This is a genomic window from Haloarchaeobius litoreus (assembly GCF_024495425.1).
GTDB classification, from domain to species: Archaea; Halobacteriota; Halobacteria; order Halobacteriales; family Natrialbaceae; genus Haloarchaeobius; species Haloarchaeobius litoreus.
Genome location: NZ_JANHJR010000001.1, coordinates 408,294 through 427,633 on the forward strand (window position 1 = coordinate 408,294; position 19,340 = coordinate 427,633).

14 protein-coding genes are annotated in these 19,340 nt (G+C 62.3%); 5 read left to right on the plus strand and 9 right to left on the minus strand.

Annotation, left to right across the window (positions count from 1 at the left end; translation table 11 throughout):
- Position 1: 1 nt before the first annotated feature.
- Together NOW55_RS02105 and NOW55_RS02110 are read right to left on the minus strand one after the other, a co-directional pair.
- Entirely contained in the window at positions 2-1,213 is a 1,212-nt protein-coding gene (locus tag NOW55_RS02105) for a glycosyltransferase family 4 protein (RefSeq protein WP_256398400.1), read from the minus strand.
- A 95-nt stretch (positions 1,214-1,308) separates the two neighbouring features.
- The gene (locus NOW55_RS02110) at positions 1,309-2,508 is read right to left on the minus strand and encodes a glycosyltransferase (protein ID WP_256398401.1); all 1,200 of its coding nucleotides are present in this window, start codon (positions 2,506-2,508) and stop codon (positions 1,309-1,311) included.
- A 112-nt stretch (positions 2,509-2,620) separates the two neighbouring features.
- On the opposite strand from NOW55_RS02110, the gene NOW55_RS02115 reads away from it, so the two are divergent.
- Both NOW55_RS02115 and NOW55_RS02120 read left to right on the plus strand, forming a co-directional pair.
- Positions 2,621-3,616: an NAD-dependent epimerase/dehydratase family protein gene (locus NOW55_RS02115; protein WP_256398402.1), complete on the plus strand. Its 996-nt coding sequence runs from the start codon at positions 2,621-2,623 to the stop codon at positions 3,614-3,616.
- Positions 3,616-4,794 (plus strand): DegT/DnrJ/EryC1/StrS family aminotransferase, encoded by a 1,179-nt coding sequence (locus tag NOW55_RS02120; RefSeq protein ID WP_256398403.1) that lies wholly within the window; start codon positions 3,616-3,618, stop codon positions 4,792-4,794. The genes NOW55_RS02115 and NOW55_RS02120 overlap by 1 nt, the downstream gene beginning before the upstream one ends.
- Here NOW55_RS02120 and NOW55_RS02125 read toward each other — a convergent pair.
- A complete protein-coding gene (locus NOW55_RS02125) occupies positions 4,791-6,161 on the minus strand; it encodes a sugar transferase (RefSeq protein WP_256398404.1) in 1,371 nt (456 codons plus the stop codon). The genes NOW55_RS02120 and NOW55_RS02125 overlap by 4 nt on opposite strands.
- A gap of 87 nt (positions 6,162-6,248) precedes the next feature.
- Positions 6,249-9,269 (minus strand): STT3 domain-containing protein, encoded by a 3,021-nt coding sequence (locus tag NOW55_RS02130; protein WP_256398405.1) that lies wholly within the window; start codon positions 9,267-9,269, stop codon positions 6,249-6,251.
- A gap of 164 nt (positions 9,270-9,433) precedes the next feature.
- Between NOW55_RS02130 and NOW55_RS02135 the strand changes: the two genes are divergently transcribed.
- Entirely contained in the window at positions 9,434-11,224 is a 1,791-nt protein-coding gene (locus NOW55_RS02135) for a hypothetical protein (protein ID WP_256398406.1), read from the plus strand.
- 235 nt (positions 11,225-11,459) lie between these two features.
- Here NOW55_RS02135 and NOW55_RS02140 read toward each other — a convergent pair whose 3' ends face one another.
- From NOW55_RS02140 to NOW55_RS02150, 3 genes are read right to left on the minus strand one after another with little or no spacing between them, the layout of a single operon-like run.
- The gene (locus NOW55_RS02140) at positions 11,460-13,625 is read right to left on the minus strand and encodes a type B DNA-directed DNA polymerase (RefSeq protein WP_256398407.1); all 2,166 of its coding nucleotides are present in this window, start codon (positions 13,623-13,625) and stop codon (positions 11,460-11,462) included.
- A 2-nt stretch (positions 13,626-13,627) separates the two neighbouring features.
- Positions 13,628-13,930, minus strand: coding sequence for a DUF8156 family protein (locus tag NOW55_RS02145; protein ID WP_256398408.1), 303 nt, complete (start codon positions 13,928-13,930; stop codon positions 13,628-13,630).
- A gap of 29 nt (positions 13,931-13,959) precedes the next feature.
- Complete coding sequence (locus tag NOW55_RS02150) at positions 13,960-14,874, minus strand: hypothetical protein (protein ID WP_256398409.1); 915 nt, start codon at positions 14,872-14,874, stop codon at positions 13,960-13,962.
- A 379-nt stretch (positions 14,875-15,253) separates the two neighbouring features.
- On the opposite strand from NOW55_RS02150, the gene NOW55_RS02155 reads away from it, so the two are divergent.
- On the plus strand, positions 15,254-16,198 hold the full coding sequence (locus NOW55_RS02155) for a lamin tail domain-containing protein (RefSeq protein ID WP_256398410.1): 945 nt from the start codon (positions 15,254-15,256) through the stop codon (positions 16,196-16,198).
- Positions 16,199-16,280: 82 nt separating this feature from the next.
- On the opposite strand, the gene NOW55_RS02160 is transcribed toward NOW55_RS02155, so the two are convergent.
- On the minus strand, positions 16,281-17,309 hold the full coding sequence (locus NOW55_RS02160) for a Cdc6/Cdc18 family protein (RefSeq protein WP_256398411.1): 1,029 nt from the start codon (positions 17,307-17,309) through the stop codon (positions 16,281-16,283).
- A 465-nt stretch (positions 17,310-17,774) separates the two neighbouring features.
- Between NOW55_RS02160 and NOW55_RS02165 the strand changes: the two genes are divergently transcribed.
- A complete protein-coding gene (locus NOW55_RS02165; protein ID WP_256398413.1) occupies positions 17,775-18,851 on the plus strand; it encodes a hypothetical protein in 1,077 nt (358 codons plus the stop codon).
- A gap of 6 nt (positions 18,852-18,857) precedes the next feature.
- On the opposite strand, the gene NOW55_RS20705 is transcribed toward NOW55_RS02165, so the two are convergent.
- Positions 18,858-19,340, minus strand: coding sequence for a toxin-antitoxin system TumE family protein (locus NOW55_RS20705; RefSeq protein ID WP_368407682.1), 483 nt, complete (start codon positions 19,338-19,340; stop codon positions 18,858-18,860).

A 19,340-nucleotide genomic window follows, 5' to 3' on the forward strand; every position in this document is an offset into this window, starting at 1 on the left:
CTCACCCGGAGACGAGGTTCAGCACAGACGCGTATCGGTCGATTGCCTCCTCCCTCTCGTAGCGTTCCTCGAAGACCGAGCGAGCGCGCTCGCCCATCGTCCGCATCTCGTCAGGGTTGTCGAGCCAGTATTCGATGGCTGAGACGATCTGGTCCGGGTGCTTCGGGTCGACCCGGATGCCACAGTCTGATTCGGCGACGATCCGCGCGATTTCGGTCTCCTCGTTCGCGATGGCCAGTATCGCCTGCCCGCTCGCGATGGCCGTGTAGAATTTCGACGACACGCACAGACCTTCGACGCCTTCCTGCATGGAGACGACCGCGATATCACCCGAAGTGAGCGACTCCGGAAGCCGCTCGACCGGCTGGTACGGAAGGAACGAAACCGAGTCGAGATTCTGTTCGTCGGCCATCCCCACCAAGGTCGCCTTCCGACCGCCCTCTCCGATGAACTGAAAACGAAGCTCGTCGTCACGTTTTTCCTCCAGCGTTGCGGCAGCTTCCACGACACTCTCCAGGTCGTGGTGCATCCCGTGATTCCCCGAGTAGAGGACCGTCGTCGGTTCGACGAGGCCGTGTTCCTCGGAGAACTCGTTGTCCGCCTTCGCCTTCGGCTGGATGACGGAGCCGTCTTCCCAGTTGTGGACAACCGCCGTCTCACAGGGCCCGTACTTCCGCTCAAGCGTCTCCTCCATCGTCTCCCCGATGGTGACCGTCAGAGTAGCGTTCCGATAGGCACGTCTGTTCAACCAGTCCCAGACGCGATACACCACCCCGCCCTCGGAGAGGTAGTCGAGCTCGACGGCCAAATCCGGGTACAGGTCCAGAACGATTGGGACGTACTCGTAGCCGCGAACGCGCGAGAGTACCCATCCCAGAATCGGCAGGAACGGTGGCGCGGTCGGCAGCAGAAGTACGCCCGTCTCGTCCCGCCTGAACAGGAGATGCACGAACGCGGAGAAGAAGAAGACGGCATCGTTCACCATCCGTTTTGCCGTGCTCTCGTTCTTGTCGAATCGGGTCGAGAAGATGCGACGGATGCCGACGCCCTCGTACGTCTCCCGCGTTGGTTGCTTCTCTGTGCGGTCCTCGGAAGCGTATGCGGGCTGGCCCGTGACGACTGCGATGTCGAACCCACGTGCTTCGAGACCGACGGCAAGCTCTGAGAGTACACTCGCATTCGCAGATGTATCCGGGTGGAAGAACTGCGACACGAGCGTCAGTCTGGTGTCGGTTCCATCTCCTGTCGCCATGTGCGTACTCCTTGTCGGATTCCTGTTCTAAGTCTTGCCTTTGAGCACGTGGTCACTCACTGCACGGCTGCGTAGGCATCTGCGTACTTCGCGTAGTTACTGGTGATGTCGAACCGCTCGCGGAACACGTTGCGTGGCATCTCCGGGCGCGACTCTCGAACGTCGTATATGGCAGCTTCGAACGCCGTCGAATCGTCCCGGTCGACCAGAGTACAGCCCGGCAACCCATCGAATGCGCGAGCGATACCCGTCACATCGGCTGCGACGATGGGAGTCTGCATCGCACACGACTCCTGCAGCACACGTGGCACTCCCTCGTTCGCAGGCTCGGAGAGGAGTGTGGTCGCATCGGCGGTGGCGAGCAGTGCTGGAACGTCTTCGAAATCGACCCGCTCCGAATGGACGAGAAAGCGCGTTCCGAGTGCATCGAGACGGCCCGACAACCGACGTTCGAAGCTCTCGTCACGGAACCCACCGACAGCGATGAATACCACATCCTCGGGGAGGTCGTCGTCGAGCTCCTCGACGAACTCCACCAGCCTGTCGAACCCTTTCCGTGGGAGAAACTTGCCGAGATAGAGGACGATAGTCGAGTCGTCGAGGTCGACGGGGACATCTGAAAACAGCGCTTCGTAGGGATTTCCTGGCGGGACGCGTGCAGGGTCGAACGTTTCGAAGTCGACGCCGGTAGGTGCCGTGGTGAACCCGCAGGTTACGCCGTAGGTCTCCCTGACGAACTCGCGTTGATACTCGGCCTTGGTCACGATGTGGGCTGCGCGTGGGATAATCAGGCGCGAGAGGGTCACCAAAATCCGATAGTTCACCCGTGCACGCCGGGTTCCGCTCTCGGAAACCATGTTCCTGTACGCAGGCTCCTTGAGTCCCCGAACGCTCACGACCAGTGGGACGCGGCTCGCCGTCGCCGTCAGCATCGCGGAGAACCCTCCAAGGATGTAGTCGAGTGCGTGTACCGCGTCGGGCCGTCGTCGCTTTTTGAGCATCATCGCAAGCGCGGCAACGACAGCGAAGAACACATGCAAGAAGAAGACGAATGGCTTCACCCAGCCGGGAGTCACAAACGTCCCCCGCGTCGGTGGGATGTCGACGACAGAGACACCCTCAAGCGACGATACGTTGCTTTCACCGTCGGGCCGAGAACGAAAGATAACTAGCGAGTCGACTGACTTCGAGAGCGCGACGATGCGCTCGTCGAAGTTACTCGACCAGCCATTCAGCTTAAATAGATATATTTCCATCACTCGCCTGTTGTGGTGGAGTACACTAAACCTGTTCTGGGTCGTCCCGACTCAACATCCTCGCCTGACACGAATAGCAACCGTTTAATGTACGACGTAACCCCTTCATACCATGAGTGATTCGACGGTCCTCGTAACCGGCGGGGCCGGCTACCTCGGTTCGATTCTCACCCGACAGCTTCTCGACGATGGACACGATGTCGTCGTTCTGGACCGCTTTCTCTTCGGCGACAATGCGCTCGCCGAACTGCGCGACGACGACAGCCTGACCATAATCGAGGGCGACGTCCGTGACGAGGACGTGCTCGAAGACGCCGTCTCCCGCGCGGACGATATCGTCCACATGGCCGCCATCGTCGGTGACCCGGCCTGTTCGGACGCCGTCGACGAAGCAATCGAGACCAACCTCGACGCCACGGTGCGGACCAAGCAGCTGGCAGCCGAGCACGACGTCTCGCAGTTCGTCTTCGTCTCGACGTGCAGCGTCTACGGGAACTCCGAGACCGGGTCGATGCTCGACGAGACATCGCCGGTCAACCCCGTCTCCGTCTACGCGCAGACGAAACAGCTCGCCGAGACCTCTCTGCTGGAGGAGCCGATGGGCCTCGACGTGACGGCGCTCCGGCTGGCAACCGTCTACGGACTCTCGCCGCGCCCACGGTTCGACCTGGTCGTGAACCTCCTCACGAAGATGGCGGTCGAGCAGGGAACGGGGACAATCTTCGGCGGCGACCAGTGGCGACCGTTCATCCACACGCGCGACGTGGCACGAGGTATTCGGGCGGTACTCGACGCCCCCGCCGAGGACGTGGGCGGCGAGGTGTTCAACGTCGGTCGCGACGACGAGAACTACACGATGGCCGAGGTCGGCAAGCTGATCGACGACGCCGTCCCCGAGGCCGACGTCACCGTCGACGAGACGGTGAGCGACGACCGGACCTACCGCGTCACGTTCGAGAAGCTCCGCGAGGCGACCGGCTTCGTCCCCGAGATTCGGCTCCCCCAGGGTATCGACGAGATACGCGACGCACTCGAAACGGAGGCCATCGAGGACCCGGACTCGCCGCTCCATCTGAACCACGCCTCGGGCGGGAAGGAGGTCGAGTGATGGCAGGCGACGAACTCGCGATCGAGGGGGGCGAGTCGGTCCGCGAGGAGCCGCTCGACTTCGCGACCCCGGTGCTGGGTGACGACGAGGTCGAGAACGTCGCTGACGCGCTGCGCTCCGGCTGGCTGACCACCGGTGGTCGCGTCGACGAGTTCGAGTCCGCAGTCGCCGACCGGACCGACGCTGGCCACGCCATCGGCACGACGAACTGCACGAGTGCGCTGTACCTCTCGTACCGCGCACTCGACGTCGAGGGTGAGGTCATCACGACGCCGCTGACGTTCGCGACGACCGTCTCCAGCGCGATGCAGGCTGGCGCGACACCGGTGCTCGCCGACGTTCGGCCGGACACGCTCACGCTGGACCCCGAGTCGGTGAAGGAAGCCATCACCGACGAGACGGACGCTATCGTCCCGGTTCACTACGCGGGACAGGCGACTGACATGGACGTGTACCGCGACCTCGCCGAGGATCACGACCTCGCGCTCATCGAGGACGCGGCTCACGGCCTCGGCGGGTCGTTCGAGGGCGAGGCGCAGGGCACGCTCGGCGACGCTGGCTGCTACTCGTTCTACGCGACCAAGTCGATTACGACGAGCGAGGGCGGGATGCTGGTGACCGACGACGACGAACTCGCGGAGACGGCGCGCAAGCTCCGACTCGCGGGCGTCAACAAGGATGCCTGGGAGCGCGAGGACACCAACAGACCGAGCTGGCACTACGACGTGCAGGCGGTGTCGGGCAAGTACAACATGACGGACGTGCAGGCGTCCATCGGCATCGCACAGCTCGACCGACTCGATGGGTTTATCGAGCGGCGGCGGGCGGTCGCCGACGAACTCGACGCCCGGCTCGCGGACGTCGACGGCGTCGAGCCGCTCGCGGTCCGCGACGCCGACGAGCACGCACGGCACCTCTATCCGATTACGGTGGACCCCGAACAGATCGGACGGGACCGCGACGCGTTCGACCGGGCACTCACCGCCGAGGGGTTCGGCACGAGCGTCCACTACATTCCCATCCACCGTCACACCGCGTTCGCCGACCTCGACAGGACCGACCTCTCGACCGTTGACGACGTGGCCGCACGACTGCTCTGTCTCCCGCTGCACCCGGAGATGACCGACGCGGACGTGGACGACTTGGTGACCGCACTGCGGAAGGTCGCCGAGAACTAGTCGCCATTTAGCTTCTCGAAGAGTTTCCCGAACTGCATGGCAACGAGCTTGCAGTCCAGCCAGAGCGACCACTCCGACATGTACCGGTCGTCGGCCCGCAGGTTGTCGGCGGCGTACTGCCCCTCGTCGAATCCCTCGAAGTCGACCTGTGCAAAACCGGTGAGGCCGGGTTTGACGTGCCACCGTCGTGGCCACGCCGGGACATCGTCCGTCCACTCCGCATCGAGCTCCGGTCGTTCGGGACGCGGTCCGACGGCGCTCATCCGGCCGACGAGTACCGAGACGAGCTGTGGAATCTCGTCCAGGTACGTGGTGCGCAGCACGGCACCGACACGGGTGATTCGTGAGTCCTCGTTGTCGTCCATGATGACAGCCCCCGTCTCCGACTCGGCGTTCTCGACCATCGTCCGGAATTTCGGGAGGACGAACCGGTTGCCGAACCGTTCCGTTCGGACTTGTCGGTAGAGTATCGGGCCCGGGCTATCGAGTCGGACGGCGAGCGCGATGAGCGGCACGAACGGCGTGACGAAGACGAGCCCGGCGACGGCGAACGCGATGTCGAACGCCCGTTTCTCGAGTTCTTGCCACGGGGTGAGTGGCGAAGTGTGGACCTCGACGAATCCGTCGTCGGTCCTCGATCCAGTGAGCAGTCGGTCGCTGGCTGGCTCTGTCGTGGCGACCGGCAGGTTGCGCGCGTGACAGGCGTCGAGGACGGAGAACGCACCGTCGCGGGTCACGTCGGAGAACGCGAGGACGACGCGCTCGGGCGTAGCCGAGTCCAGCGTGGCTCCGAATCGTGTGCCGCTGCTCGCGAGCTCGGTGGGCAACGATTCGAGCGTCTCCCGTCTGAGTTCGATCGCCCCATCTGTCAGATGAACCGGTTCCGTCGAGACCCCGTCCGCGAGTCGGACGAAGCCCGTGACGGAGCCATCGAGCCGCTCGGCAGCCGTGGCGATGTCGTCGAGGTCGGAACCCACGACGACCGCCCCCTCGCGCCTCCGTGCCACCAGCGACTGGTAGCCGAGTCCGAGTGCGGGGACGAGGAGGGCGAACACAGAGACCGCACCGGCCACGGCCGGGAGCGTCGCGAGCGACGGCGTCGCGAGGGTCCAGCCGGTGAACAGCACGAGCGCAGCGACCGCAGTTCCCCGCACCCCGAGTCCGACGACGGCGACGGTCCGTCGACCGACCGTCTTCGCGAGCGGCGCGAGGACGACTGTCGCAGCGAGAACGGACACGGAACAGAACAGGGCAACTGGCGGCCCCAGCGGAGCGCCTCGAATCGCGAGGGCGACACCCGTCGCGACCAGCCCGAGACACACCGCACCGACGAGCCACAGCAGGTACAGCGCTCGACCGTGTTCCATCGGTTCAACCAGCCCATTTGACGCGAATAAGTACTTCGGTTCAGTCGATCCGAATCCGACGGCCGCAGCCGGATTCGACGGATGCCGTCACGCCACCGCGACCGACCGATTCGAGCCACCCGCTGGGATGTCCTCGGGCAGGACGACGTCATGGTACACTCGCACGTCATCGAGCGTCATCGAGGCGTACTGACTTCCCGGTCTGCCGCCGAAACGGAGTTCACCGTCCGTTCGAATCGCGTCGAGTTGTGAAGCGTCCCGGGTCGAAACGAGAGTGTCGTTCCGGTACAGTCGGACCTCGTCGACCTCCCGGTCAAGGACGACGGTGATGCGGGTCCAGTCGTCGAACGACGTGCCGTTGATACCGAAGTTCTTGACCTGGTCGCCCTCCACATCGTCGAACCGGACCCCGAAGTCGTTCAACGATGTGCGTGCCCAGATACCGAAGCGACCGGTGTCGCCGGAGCCGTACTCGAGCACACGCGGGAGGCGCTCACCGCTCGCTGTCAGGTCTCCCCTGAGGACGACAGAGACGGTCAGTGACTCGTTCGGACCGATCGCGATCTCGTCGGGATTTGGGACGGTCGCGACGTCGTCCTCGCCGTCGAACGAGAGTGCGGACCCGGAGGAACCGTCGGCCCACGTCGCACCGTCGATGCTGGCGTGCTGTCCGCTGGAGAGGTCGTAGACGCTCCGCCCCTCGTTCGAGTCGAAGGACCAGTGGGCGGCTCCCGGACCCTCGAATCGACTGGTCGTCCCGCCCTCTGCGACTGCCGATTCAGAGACGGCGATCGTCTCGTCCCCGAGGGTGTAGTCGCCAGCGTACGGGACAGTGAGTTCGTACACGCCCGCGCCGTTTCGCTCGACCGTCCGCTCGTACGTGTACGTCTCCCCGTCGACGGTGAACGTGGTCTCTACGGTGTCGCCCGCCGGGACGTTTCCGACGAGCCGGGCACCTGTGACCGTCGAGAATATCTTGACGGACCCACCGTCCCTGACCTGGACGAGCTGGTAGTGCCCGAGTCCGTCGACGCTCCCGTTCGTGCTCCCGACGTGCTCGTGGAGACGGATATGGAGCGAATCGGCCCGGAGCCCTCGCCCCGAGAACTCGTCGGTAGTGATGATGTATCCGGCGCGCTCGTCAGCCGTCAACCGTTCGTACCAGCGACTCCCGTTGTCAGCAGACAGGAACTCCTCGTAGTTCGACTGGGCGTATCCGTACGAGCGTGACTCGCCGCTGACGAAGTAGTTGTACATCCGGTTGCGGTCCCACTCGCTGAACACGTAGTTCTCGGGATAGTCGATGTCGTGTTCGGCGGCGTGTGCGTCGATGGCCGTCGCCGTCTCGTACTCCCCACCGTCGATGGTGGTAAGTCCGATCTTCAACGGGGAGAACAGCATGCCGACCCCGGCGACGACGACGAGGATGACTGCCACGTACTGCACGGTCGTCCGGTCGGGACGCGGGAGCGGCCGGAGAGATGGAACGCCATCCGCGAGTTGCCGTTCGCTCGCGAGGATGGCGGGAACCCGTTCGGTGAGATCAACGAGTGCCACGACGTGGACGAATCCCACGCCAGCGAAGAGCGCCGCGAAGGCAGCGAGTTCCCCGCTGAAGCGGACCTGAATCGCCGAGAGCAGGAGGAACCACCAGGCGTAGCTGACGGGGACGAACCACCGACGACTCGGGACGCGGGCCGCACGCCACGTCACCCACCCGAGGTACGGCAGCGCGAAGAACAGCACCAGCCCGAACGAGAACAGCGGTGCGAGAAACAGCCCGAGGTCGCTCTTGAACAGGGAGCCCGTCTCGGCGACGCCCGGCGTGTTCAGCAGGAAGTCGAGGCGTCTGGTGAGCGTGTCCCCGAACTCCGGAAGGACCACGAACGCGACGACGAGGACGCCAGCACCGACGGCAGTCTGCACGCCGACGAATGCCTCAGTCGTCCGTTCGCCAGCGACGGCGGACCGAACGAACGCCTCACCGAGCAGCGTCACACCAGCGACGCCCGCGAACAGCAGCGCTGGCGTCGCGACGACGACCGTCGCGTGCCATCCCAACGTCACGTGGACCAGTCCGACGAGACCTGCCCCGATAGCGGTCCCGACAAGCAGCGAGCGATGGGCGGCGAGCACGCTCTCGTCGACGGCGACCAGCGCGAGGGCGGAGGCGGCGACGGCGATACTGACGGGCAGTATCAGCAGCGGCCCAGCCTCCCACGCGAGGACCTGCCCGGCGATACCGACCCCGAGACACACCGTCGCGAGCCAGCCCTCGCCGTCACGGAGGTCCGGGCGGTCGAGCGCGCCCACCAGCCCGTATGCGGTGAGCAAGAGCCACGGGTAGTCGAACGCGTGGTGGTCTGCGAAGCCAATCGCGGTACGGAGTGCGTGGTCCGGCGTCACCGCGAGCATGACGACCGCAGCCAGCCCGGCGCGACGGTCGCCGGTCAGCCGCACCGCGAGCAGGTACAGCAGGACAGCGGCGACGACGGCAGCGACGACGGGATACACAGCGAGTACGACACCCGCGGTATGCTGGCCGCCGCCCAGCAGCGCCGAAATGAACCAGAGCACCGCGACGAGCAGCGGTTCGCCGTTCGCCATCTGCGCCATCTCTCCGAGCACGGCGAAATCGAGCGGGCCACTCGACTTCGCGAGCAGCTGGTCCACCCAGTAGCGGTACAGATAGGGGTCGTTCGAGGAGAGCACGACCGCGTCGCCGCGGAACACCGACGGACTCGGGAACGCGCGCATCGCCACGACGAGCAGGAGGGCACCCACGAGTGCGAGCGCAGCGCGACGGTCGACCGAGGGAAGCGAGAGAGAAGGAATCGAAACTGCCGAGCCGTCGTCCGCAACCATGGTGTCGTCGCCGTCGAGCGCGGCACGCACCGCCGTGCGGTCCGCGACACGGTAGTCGCCGTCGTCAGCCTTCCCGACGATGCCGCGAGACACCAGTTCGCCGAACACCCCCGAATCGACCGGGATATCGTCGAACGTCCAGCCGTCGGCGTCCGCGTCGACATCGAGGACCGCCTCCAGGTCGTCTTCGAGGGCGGGTTTGTCCGCGATCAGAGACTCAGTCGCGGACCGAACGTCGTCCATACCGTGATACTCCGCGATGAGTGGAATAAAACCATCGCGATGGTCGCCGCTGTCGGACCCGCTCCGCTGTCTCTCTGGGACGGCTTCGTCACGCTATGCATAAACTGTGACCCGACCGGGTAACTCGTCGATAACAAACCCGACTGATGGCCCCAAACCGCAGTATGGATTTCTCTCGTCGGCGGGCACTTGGTATCCTCGCAGCAGCCGGGTTGGCGGCGACATCCAGCCCACGCTCGACCGCCGAGTTTCGTAAAACAGTATCCGAATCTCTGCCCGACACCGTGCTCTTCCAGAACGGGGACGACCTCACTGAGTCGAACCTTGCGCGACTGCTCGCACGCAGCAACAGCAGTGACTACGTCGAGCGTGGTCTCAGATTCAGCGCGGACTATCGGGACAACACGCTCACCATCGGGAACGGGATGGCTGTGGTCGCGGATTCGTCGACGAACCGGGCCTATGTCGTGCTCACCGAGCAGCGCCAGAACATCTCGCTTCCAATTACGAGCGGTGCGAACTACGTGTATCTCACGATAGACCCGAGTACGCGGGATGCGGTTTCAATTCACATCGTTGGCGACGACAGTTCACCCTCGAATCCGTCGTTGAAAATCGGTGAGATCGACACCGCCAACGGCACCAGTACGGAGCTGAACCGGGAGCCTGATTTGATGGTTGGCGACATCACGAGCGACGGGACCACCGTGTACGATGCGGACACAAACACGGTTGGGGATGGGACCACACGTGCGAATCACGAATCGGTGCATGCAGAGGACGTGGGAAACATCCACTACCTGCCCGAAGTCAACGGTGGCACCCTTAACGCCAAGTGGGACACGCTTACGTCTGGATGGAGGGACGGCGAGTCCCACGCTGTAATCATCCCGCCTCCAGACCAAGACAACGACGGCAGCCGAGACGACACCGTCACACTCGGCAACGGTATCGTCTGCTGGGAGATGGACGGTGCGATCACTATCGACAACGACCGCGACAACGTCGTCATCAAAGCCTGGAGGAGCAACATCAGCCACGACCCTGCGAACAGTTTCACCAACTACATAGAGGTAATCGACGGGTCCAACAAACCTGAAAATATCGACATCCAAGGCGGGATATGGAGATGCAATGGTGGCGTCACGAACCTCGTGAAAACCACAGGGGCGAGCCGTCTCAGGCTCCACGGGCTCAAGGGGGGGGCAACTTCAAGCGGGAACTTCCAACGTGGTGTCTATGCCGTCGCCGACGACCATCCGATAGGAGGTCTTCAAGTCAATACGTTACAGGGCGCAGTCTTCGACAACTCAACCGTCGTGCTCGACGGAACCTCAAACAGCGTCATCAACTTCCACGTCGAAGGTGTTCGTGGGTCTGGGAATCAGGATGTCGTCGTAGGGCGCGGACAATCAGAACAGGGCGACATCGAGCGTGTTCGACAAACTGCAACGAACATGCCGACCAGATCGGGCGTGCGCTTGGAAGCAACCTCAGACGGCCGACCTGACAACGTAAAGGTCGAAGACGTAGCCGTATTCACGAGTGGCGTCGCGGCGCTCGATACCGGTGATACGACTAGAGGGTCGGCGTCGAGAATGCGTGAAATTTCCTGTGAGCGACTGGCGGTCGGGAACAACGAGACAGTTGCCTCACTTGATTGGCTGCAGGGTTGCCCCGCGCTCAATATTGGTGGAACCGACCTGTCTTGGACCATCGACGTGGGCGTCAACTCCAACATGTTCGATTGTGGCATCGACGCCCGTGGAAGTGATGTAACCGTCAATCGTGGCGCGAACGCAGCTCGTATCGTTGTCAACGGAAAGGGCATCAATTCGGGTGACCCATCGAGCACCGGCCAATGGAACGGAAACGGCTACGAAGGGCTCAACGTCGAGGACACGACTGTGCCTGCGATGTACTATCACGACGGGTCTGGATTCGAAGCGTACTGACACACACTTTACGGCTGAGTCTCAGTACGCCACGAAGCGTCACCAGTAACTTAGTCTTGATTTCCAACTGGATTCTGACGAAGCACTAGTGGTAGACGAGCCCAACTAATCAGTTAGGAAGCTGTCTCTATCGACGCCTGGCCGACCACAGAGACGTTGTTGACGCTCCCAAAGAGACCAACTCAAATCCCTTGTGCGTCCAGCCACCCTCTATCTTGGAATTCATCGACGTCTCCTAATCTGGCTCAAGAGTTATGAAATCGGCCAGATCGGTTTCACGTGTCTCAACAAGCTCTCTCTGAATATCCGCTTGGTCCCATCCAAGTGGCGAAAGAATGCTCTCTACAGCACGAACGAGCTGTGTCTCATAGTACGAGGCGTCGTAGGCCCCGACCTCCTCGTGCGCGAGTGCGACACGTTCCCGTGAGGAATTCGAGTCGTCGACAACGACGTACTCGATACTCTGTCCGGGATGCACAGCCAATTTCTGATCACGGGCACGTTTGAGCGCAGCCACGTTCCGGGTGTTCTGCTTGTACCCTTCGAGTGGCTTCGAAACACGGTTCCGATGGATGAGCTGGTCAGTCGAGACCTTCCCAGCGTGGAGCCTCCCAATCGCAGTCCTGAGACACCCCAGCACCGCCTCAGGTGACCTCGTCGTATCGAGCTTCTCAATACAATGTCGCTGAACGGATTCGATGAACTTCGGCGTCGAACGCTGCCGCGCTTCGATTCCCCGAAGCTTGTACTCGTCTTTGCCAGCAACCTTCCCAAAGTACTTCGTCAACGCCCCAGTGTCGCTGTTCCGCTGGGGGACGAACGCGACCCAGTCGTAGTGGGCCTCGTGTTCGAGTCGAATCTCGACAGTCTCCGTAATCTCGTCTGCGAGCCTCCCGAGGTCCTCGCGTTGGCTGTCGCCCACATCGGAGTCAGGGGTCACCCAGATGGAGTCGACGATGCCGTGGACGACACGCCACCCGCCTTCCTCCAGCCGTTGTTTCGCGTCCAGCAGAATCTCGCGGGCGAACGCGTTAATCGCCTCGTGGCACTCGATTCGTCCGTACTTGGCGTTCGAGAAACCCTGATAGCCAAAGCACGCGACGAGTATCCATTTGAGGGCACCCGACCGTCCTCTGAGTTCTGCGAGGCGCTCCTGGTTCGGGTCGTCACGCTGTTCCTCACGACGGATTTCGCTCTTGATCTCGTCGCGGGCGTCGATGATGGGCTGGAGAACGTCGACGAGGTATCCACGCTCGTCACAGATGGCGTAGCCGAGTCCGGGGACATCGTCGCGATGGCGATGGCATTCACACCGAATCACGTCCGGCGAGACGTTCCGGGTGCAGATGATGTTCGGATAGAGGCTCGAGAAGTCGAGCTCGTGAACGTCTTCGTGGAAGCCGACCTCTGGTGCGAAGATGAATCCGCCACGGTCGGCCTCGTGGAGCGTGCCCATCGGCTTGTAGAACTCGTGTCGCCAGGAGTTCCACGGCACCAGCACGCCGCGGTCGTGGGCCTCGCAGATCTGAATCGCCGTGAGCACGTTCCCTATCGACGCCCACGCGACCTCCCGAAGGGGCTTCTTCGAGCGCGAGACGAGGTCGAGGACACCGTCGAGGTTCGTCTCGCCGTGGAAGAACGTGTTCGACTCGTCGACGATTGCTCGCCCGGGGACGTTGTACCGCGCTGGCGAATGGCCGACGCGACCATAGCTCGAATACGTCGACCGACTCGCGAGCTGCTGGTATTTTGCACCTGGCCAGCGACTCAGCGTGAACTCGTCGACATCCGCGCCCGTCGCCATCTCGAACAGCGTCGGGATAATCTCGCTCGTCGAGCAGACAAGGACGTCGGGGTCACGTTCCTCGACCGCCCGTTGAACCGCGGCCAGGATCTCCTCGGAGGCACCTGAAACCGTCTCGCCAGCGATGGACAGTTCGCCGTACTCGTCCCCAGCCGTCTCGGTGACCGGAACGCTGAGGCGGAGTGTCGACAATTCCGATTCGGGTACCGGGTCGACGCCTGTCTCCAGACAGTAGCGGAACTCCCGCGAGAGGTCGACGTTGAAACAGGCGAGATTGCCGACAGGATATGCAGATAGCTGTCTGGCCTGCTGTGCGAGTGGGGCGACCCGGTCGATGTGGTCCACGTGGACCGCGAGCACCTCTTCGTCGTCGCGGCGAAAGCCGGGCCGTCGAGACACGTATTCCGTCGCGACGATGTCCGGGTGACGCTCGTAGAGCGTGCGCAATCTCGTGAGGTCAATGTCTGCGTCGGGTGAGCGCGGAGCCACGTAGAAGCGTGGGGTGTAGTCGTCGCGTTCGGTCACGACCGCACCGTCAGCCGTCGACTCCCATTCGAGCACCCGGCCGTCGTCGAGAAAGTCGATCGTGAACGGCATCGTTAGCCGTCCGTCTCGTGATTGGTGGGTTCTTCCTGAGAGGAGTCGAGCGCCGCTTCGAGTTCCGCGAGGCGCTCGTCGTGCTCGTCGAGTCGGCGCTCCTGCTCGATGTCGATGCTGAACCGCGCGGGGATGAGTGGATTCTGATGGTTGAGGAAGCCGCTCGCGTCGGCGTGCTCCTTCGCGTAGGCGAACAGCTGGTCGAACCGGGTCTGGTCACGGAGCCGAAGCGCTCGCCTGTAGTCCGCCCAGCGTTCCTCGATGGCTCGCAGCGCATCACGGTAGGTCGGGTTCGTCCGACCCATCGCTATCGACCTCCTCCACCGCCACTCGTTCACACATCGAGCAAGGGATTCGCACCGAGCCTCGTCGTTTCGCCGTCGGCAGTGACACCCATTCCGACGCCACCAGATTCCATCGAGGCCGAGGGCGTGCCCGGCTCCACCCCGACCTGCGCCGCACGAGCGTTGAGGAGCTCTCTCCAGTAGGTAAGCGTCGTCTGGTAGTACGCGCCGTCGTCGACCGGATAGACGAGCGTCTCGAAGTCGTCGCCGACGAATCGAGGGCCCATCCGGGTCTGCTCGCACTCGAGATGATGGTCCGCCACCGTCGCGACCGGTTCCGTGAACTCGTCCTGCTCGCTGCGCGTGACGAGGACCGGCACGTCGTAGGATTTCGCGTAGGTCGCAAGCCGTGCAAGAACACGCATCTGTAGTGTCTCCGCGTGAGTCTCCCCGAGCGTGTCGTCAGCTCGGTACTGCGCGTCAACGGCCGGGACGACGATGAGCGACGGCGTGAATCGAGACGATCTGTTCTCCTCTCCGGCTTGCTGTCGACGCGACCGGTCGGCGTCTGTGGTCGCGTCCTTGATCGACTGGTTCACGGCTGCGGGAAGGTCGGAGACGATGCCGTAGTGCTGGTAGGCGGTGAAGCCACGGGCGACGTGTATCCGATCGAGGAGCCGCTGGCTGGGTGTGAGCTGTGCGAGTGTGGTCGTCGTCGCGTGACCGCTGGCATCCACCCAGAAGGCTGGCCCGTCGTGCATGAGGAGGTGGTCGAGCACGAGTGACTGCAGACTCGACACACCGCGCCCTTCATCGAAATCCAGCAGCGTGATTCCGTCGTCGAGCGAGGGAAGCAGGAGACTCTCCGTTCCCGGGTCTGCCCGGTCGACGAGCTCCCGATTGCGGTCTGCCCCGCGAACCGGTTTGTCAACCGCGAGCCGACCTCGCTTGGAATTTTCAGTCATACCCGAACGGATGACGGATGTACCGAAAAGCGACGGCGTGTGACTTCCGCATTTCAGGAAAACAGGGGAAACTGCCAATCTCTCCGGTGTTGATGGGGTACCTTGGCCACGAAGCGTGTTTCCTGGGCGGTTTCACGGAATCGCAGCTACGGCGGCTATTGGAATCCGGTTAGAGAGGTTTCCACTCCGCTGAAACAACTTCGGCTGAGATACATCCCAAATATAATTTCAAAGGAACGGATGCTACATGGGCAGTGAATATCGTACATGATTCCGAATTCGGGAACGAGGGCGTTTGGTAGTCGTCCACAAAGCTATTTCCTCAAAGTCCGAATTGACACGGTGATTCACCGGTCGCGGGATGCGGGTGGCACGACCCATGTCACGATTGGATTCCTTCTCGGATAAACTCAATTCCGCCCGAAATAGCCGGTGGAGGTTCCTTCTCTACCTAATCATCGTATTCGTACTACTTCCGGTCGTGCTTTTCCTGCTTCCGTTCATGGTGGCTGGTGCCATCGCGACCAACTACCGGGAGGCTGCACATCGTCTGAGTTTCCTCCCGGGGATTTCGGAGACCGGAGGAGTGGTCTCCGGAGTCGTCGCGTTCGTGTACACGTTCATTGCGCTCAGCGTCTTCGGAGCCGTTCTAAATCTCGGCGATAGCCCCGAAACAACCGCGTCGAACCAACCAGCGGCCACCACCGTAGCACCCGCTGCGACGACACAGAGTGCGCTCGCCGAAACAGACACGAACACTCCAGCTCAGGAGGAGACAACCAGCGACCCTCCCGCGACGACCGCCACTACACCCTCGACCCCGACGCCGACGCCGACACGCACGACCGTACGAACAGCGTCGACGCCGACTACGACGGCAGTACCAACTCCTTCTCCAACGCCGACCACGACGGCAGTACCAACACAGACGCCAACTCCGACCCCGACCACAACCACGGCCGCGACGACCATTGCAGGTGGAGGGAGTGACGACAGCCAGTTGTCGATCTCAGTCCACGAGGACGCCATCGGCGACGAGTACGACAACCTGGACGACGAGTACGTTACCCTCACAAACACGGGTGAGTCGACGCTCGACCTGTCTATGTGGCAGATCAAGGACATTGCCGACCACACCTATACCATCCCACGCAGCGTCACACTCGCGCCAGGGGAGAGCGTCACTCTCTACACTGGGCACGGCACGGACACAGACACGGAGCTGTACTGGGGCCGAGATGCACCCGTCTGGAACAACAACGGTGACACGGTATTCGTCTTCGACACCGATGGTGAGCTCGTCGCTGAACACACGTACGGGTGATATTTCGTTGATTGAATCCTAGTAACGAATTGGCAGCCCACGAGATTCGAACGAACCGCCACACCACATAGACATCTCAGCGTTACTGAATCGGTGACGTGTTCGACGGGTCGACGATAGAGTACTCTCGGTCGCGACTCGTTCCCTCGGCGTCGAGGAGGTTGTACTGCTCCATTTTCGAGAGATACGTCCGAACCGTACGCTTCGTCCGCGGGTCGTCGACCTCGTCCGTGTAGCGGTCGTGAATCTCACTCGGCCCGACTGGCCCGTGTTTTCGAACGATATCGTAGACTGCTCGCTGGTGCGGGGTGAGCGAGTCGAGACTCCGCTGTTTGATCTGGGCGCGGGCGTCCGTCGCCGCATCGAGCAGGAGGTCGTCCGTAATCTCCTCGTACTCCTCGCGGTCGGCCTTCCCCGCCGCAGAGCGGAGGATACCGATTCCGAGTCGTGCATCACCGGCTGCCGCGTCGGCAATCCGGTAGAGCTGGTGCTCGGTAACCGTGCCGGGGTCGAGGCCGCGCTTCGCACGTGCCTGCAGAATATCGTAGAGCTGGTCGTTGTGGTACCGGTCCATCCGAACGTGCTCACTGGAGCGCAGTCGGCTCACGAGACGGTCGTCGACGCGACTGAACAACTGCTCCTCCTCGTTCGCGATACAGATGATCGCGATGTTCTCGATGGAGTGCAGGTCGTAGAGCACGCTCGGGTCCTCGAGCTGGTCGACCTCGTCGAGGATGACCACCGTCCGGGAGTCGTCGTACTGCTGGAGGCGGTCGACCAGCTCGTCACGGGGCGTCGACTGCCGATGGATGTCGATGGTCTTCCCGAGGTCGTCGAGAATCTGGTAGAGCACTCTGAAGCGGGTGTAGTTCCGCCAGCAGTTGACGTGCGTCGACTTGACGTCCAATACCTCCTCCTGCAGGCGTTCAGTGACGAACTTCGAGAGACACGTCTTTCCGGTTCCACTGGGGCCAGTCACGATTGCGGTGTCAGCGGGTTCGCCGTTCGTGATCGGTTCGAGGACGCTGGAGAGGTGGTTGAGTTCGGCGTCACGATGCTCGATTTCACTCGGGACGAACCCAGCTCGGAGCACGCGAGCATCGCGAATCATCTGGTGCTACCAGCATGTATCGTGGCACGTACCAAAAGCGTGACTGGGTCGTTTCCAGAAACACGTATTCGTCGTTGAAACTGACTGTTCAATCCGGTCGCAGTCGTGCGGTTTTGATTTCGGAAACGCACATGTTTCCGGAAACATCCAGTATGACACCGACTTACAGGGGTTGACGCTGGAGTGCGGATACATTGACAGAGAGCGTCCACCCTTCGTGGGGTCCGGTGTACTCCCGAACGCACCCAACGAGATAACGCAGCCACAGTACCGATACGCAGTGACGGTCGTGGGAGACTGACTGGGATGCCCTTGAGCCACTACCGCCAATTAACCAACGGGGAGTTTGTTGGTTAATTTCCCACGGTGTCTCCCCGATGCAGAACATCGTGGGTCAGCGTCACATGGCCCCAGTAGCTTTTCCACACCTGTCGTCCATCCAATCCAGTGGACAGGTGACGACGAATGAAGGTGTACCCGAAGATTCCCCGATACGACCATCCGGTCGTCTCGCCCTCGATATTCGACGCCGACGACCTGACCCTCATCGAGAAGTTCGACGGGAGCAGCTTTCGGTTCACGCTGTACGACGAACGCTACAGCGAGTCCTACCCACAACAGGTCTCGACGGCAGCAGACGGCGATGGGAGCATCGTCTTCGGGACACGGCGAGCCATCCGAGGCAGCCATTGCGATTCACTCGACACGATCGACGGTGCGCTCCACCGTGCTGTCCGCACGCTCCGGAACGGGATAGAGACAACGGCGCTTCGTCGACTCCATCGAGAGTACGACAGCCCGCTAGCGATTTATGCAGAGAACCTCGTCTACTCGACGCTGGACTACGGGTACACCGAACGGGAGCTTCCGGCACTCGTGGGATTCGACGTGCTCCCGTACTCGGCCGTCGAGACGATGACACCTCCGGGGAACCCGTACGAGGAGACGTTCGACGGGTTCCTCCCACTAGAAACTGCATGGGACATCTTCGAGCGAATCCGGGTAGAGGACGCACGGACGTCCGAGTCCTTCGTCCCGGCGACGGTGCTCGACCGGCCGACTGACGGCTTCGACCCCGAGGCGTACACGTTTCCCACGTCGTCGCTCGCGCCCGACGTCCGCGTCGAGGGGGTCGTCGCCCGGAGCGACGAACACGAACGCCGCGTGAAGCTCGTCCGGGACGAGTTCAGAGAGCTCAACCGGGAGCAGTTCGGACAGCAACCGGAAGACGCCGAATCCGGTGCCGAGTACGTGGTCGCCTCGTTCTGTACACCCCCCCGGATTCGCAAGCAGGTTCGGAAGATGATGCTCGAAGAGGACCACGAGTTCGGGCTCCACCTGAACGACGAGCTGTATCCCCGGGTCGTCGAGGACATGTGGGCCGAGAACTGGCCGGAACTGATGGAGCTGCACGTCTCGTTCACCCCGGCCGAGGTCTACCCGCTGGTGGCCAAGCGGTGTATCACCGAACTCCGGAAGATGCAGACGAACGCCGAGTTGAACGACACTGAGCCGACAGACGTGTGGCGGCACCTGTCGTGATGGTGTCTACGGTGGGTTCCGTCCTGCGTTTAGTGGTTCATACGAATCGGTGTGATACGCTACCCGCCAGAGCTTGAGGACAGCGCGGGTAACCAATTCTTCGGGAGACTGCATGATACAGGATTCCTCGACCTCGGCTGGGTCTGAGCTCGCATCGGGCGGTGGGTGATAGTGTTCGAACCCACTAGTCTGGATATAGTTTCCCCCGTGTGGATGCTTTCCCCAGCGAAGATTCACCGCTTCGCTGTCCGAGTAATGGAACTTGTAGTCATCCCGTGTCGTCCACTGGACGTCGATTCGGGCCTCGTCAGCCTCACACAACCCGTCGTCAAGCGAAACTTCGAGGACGGATGGATTGAGATACTCGTCGAGTTCGGGTGTTGCAAGTGGTTCTGTTTCCTCGACAACATCGCGAATCGTCAGTAGTGCCGGCCGGTCCGTCGCTCCACGAAGACTGTGTGTTTCCGTCCGGTCAGATGACTCCTGCAT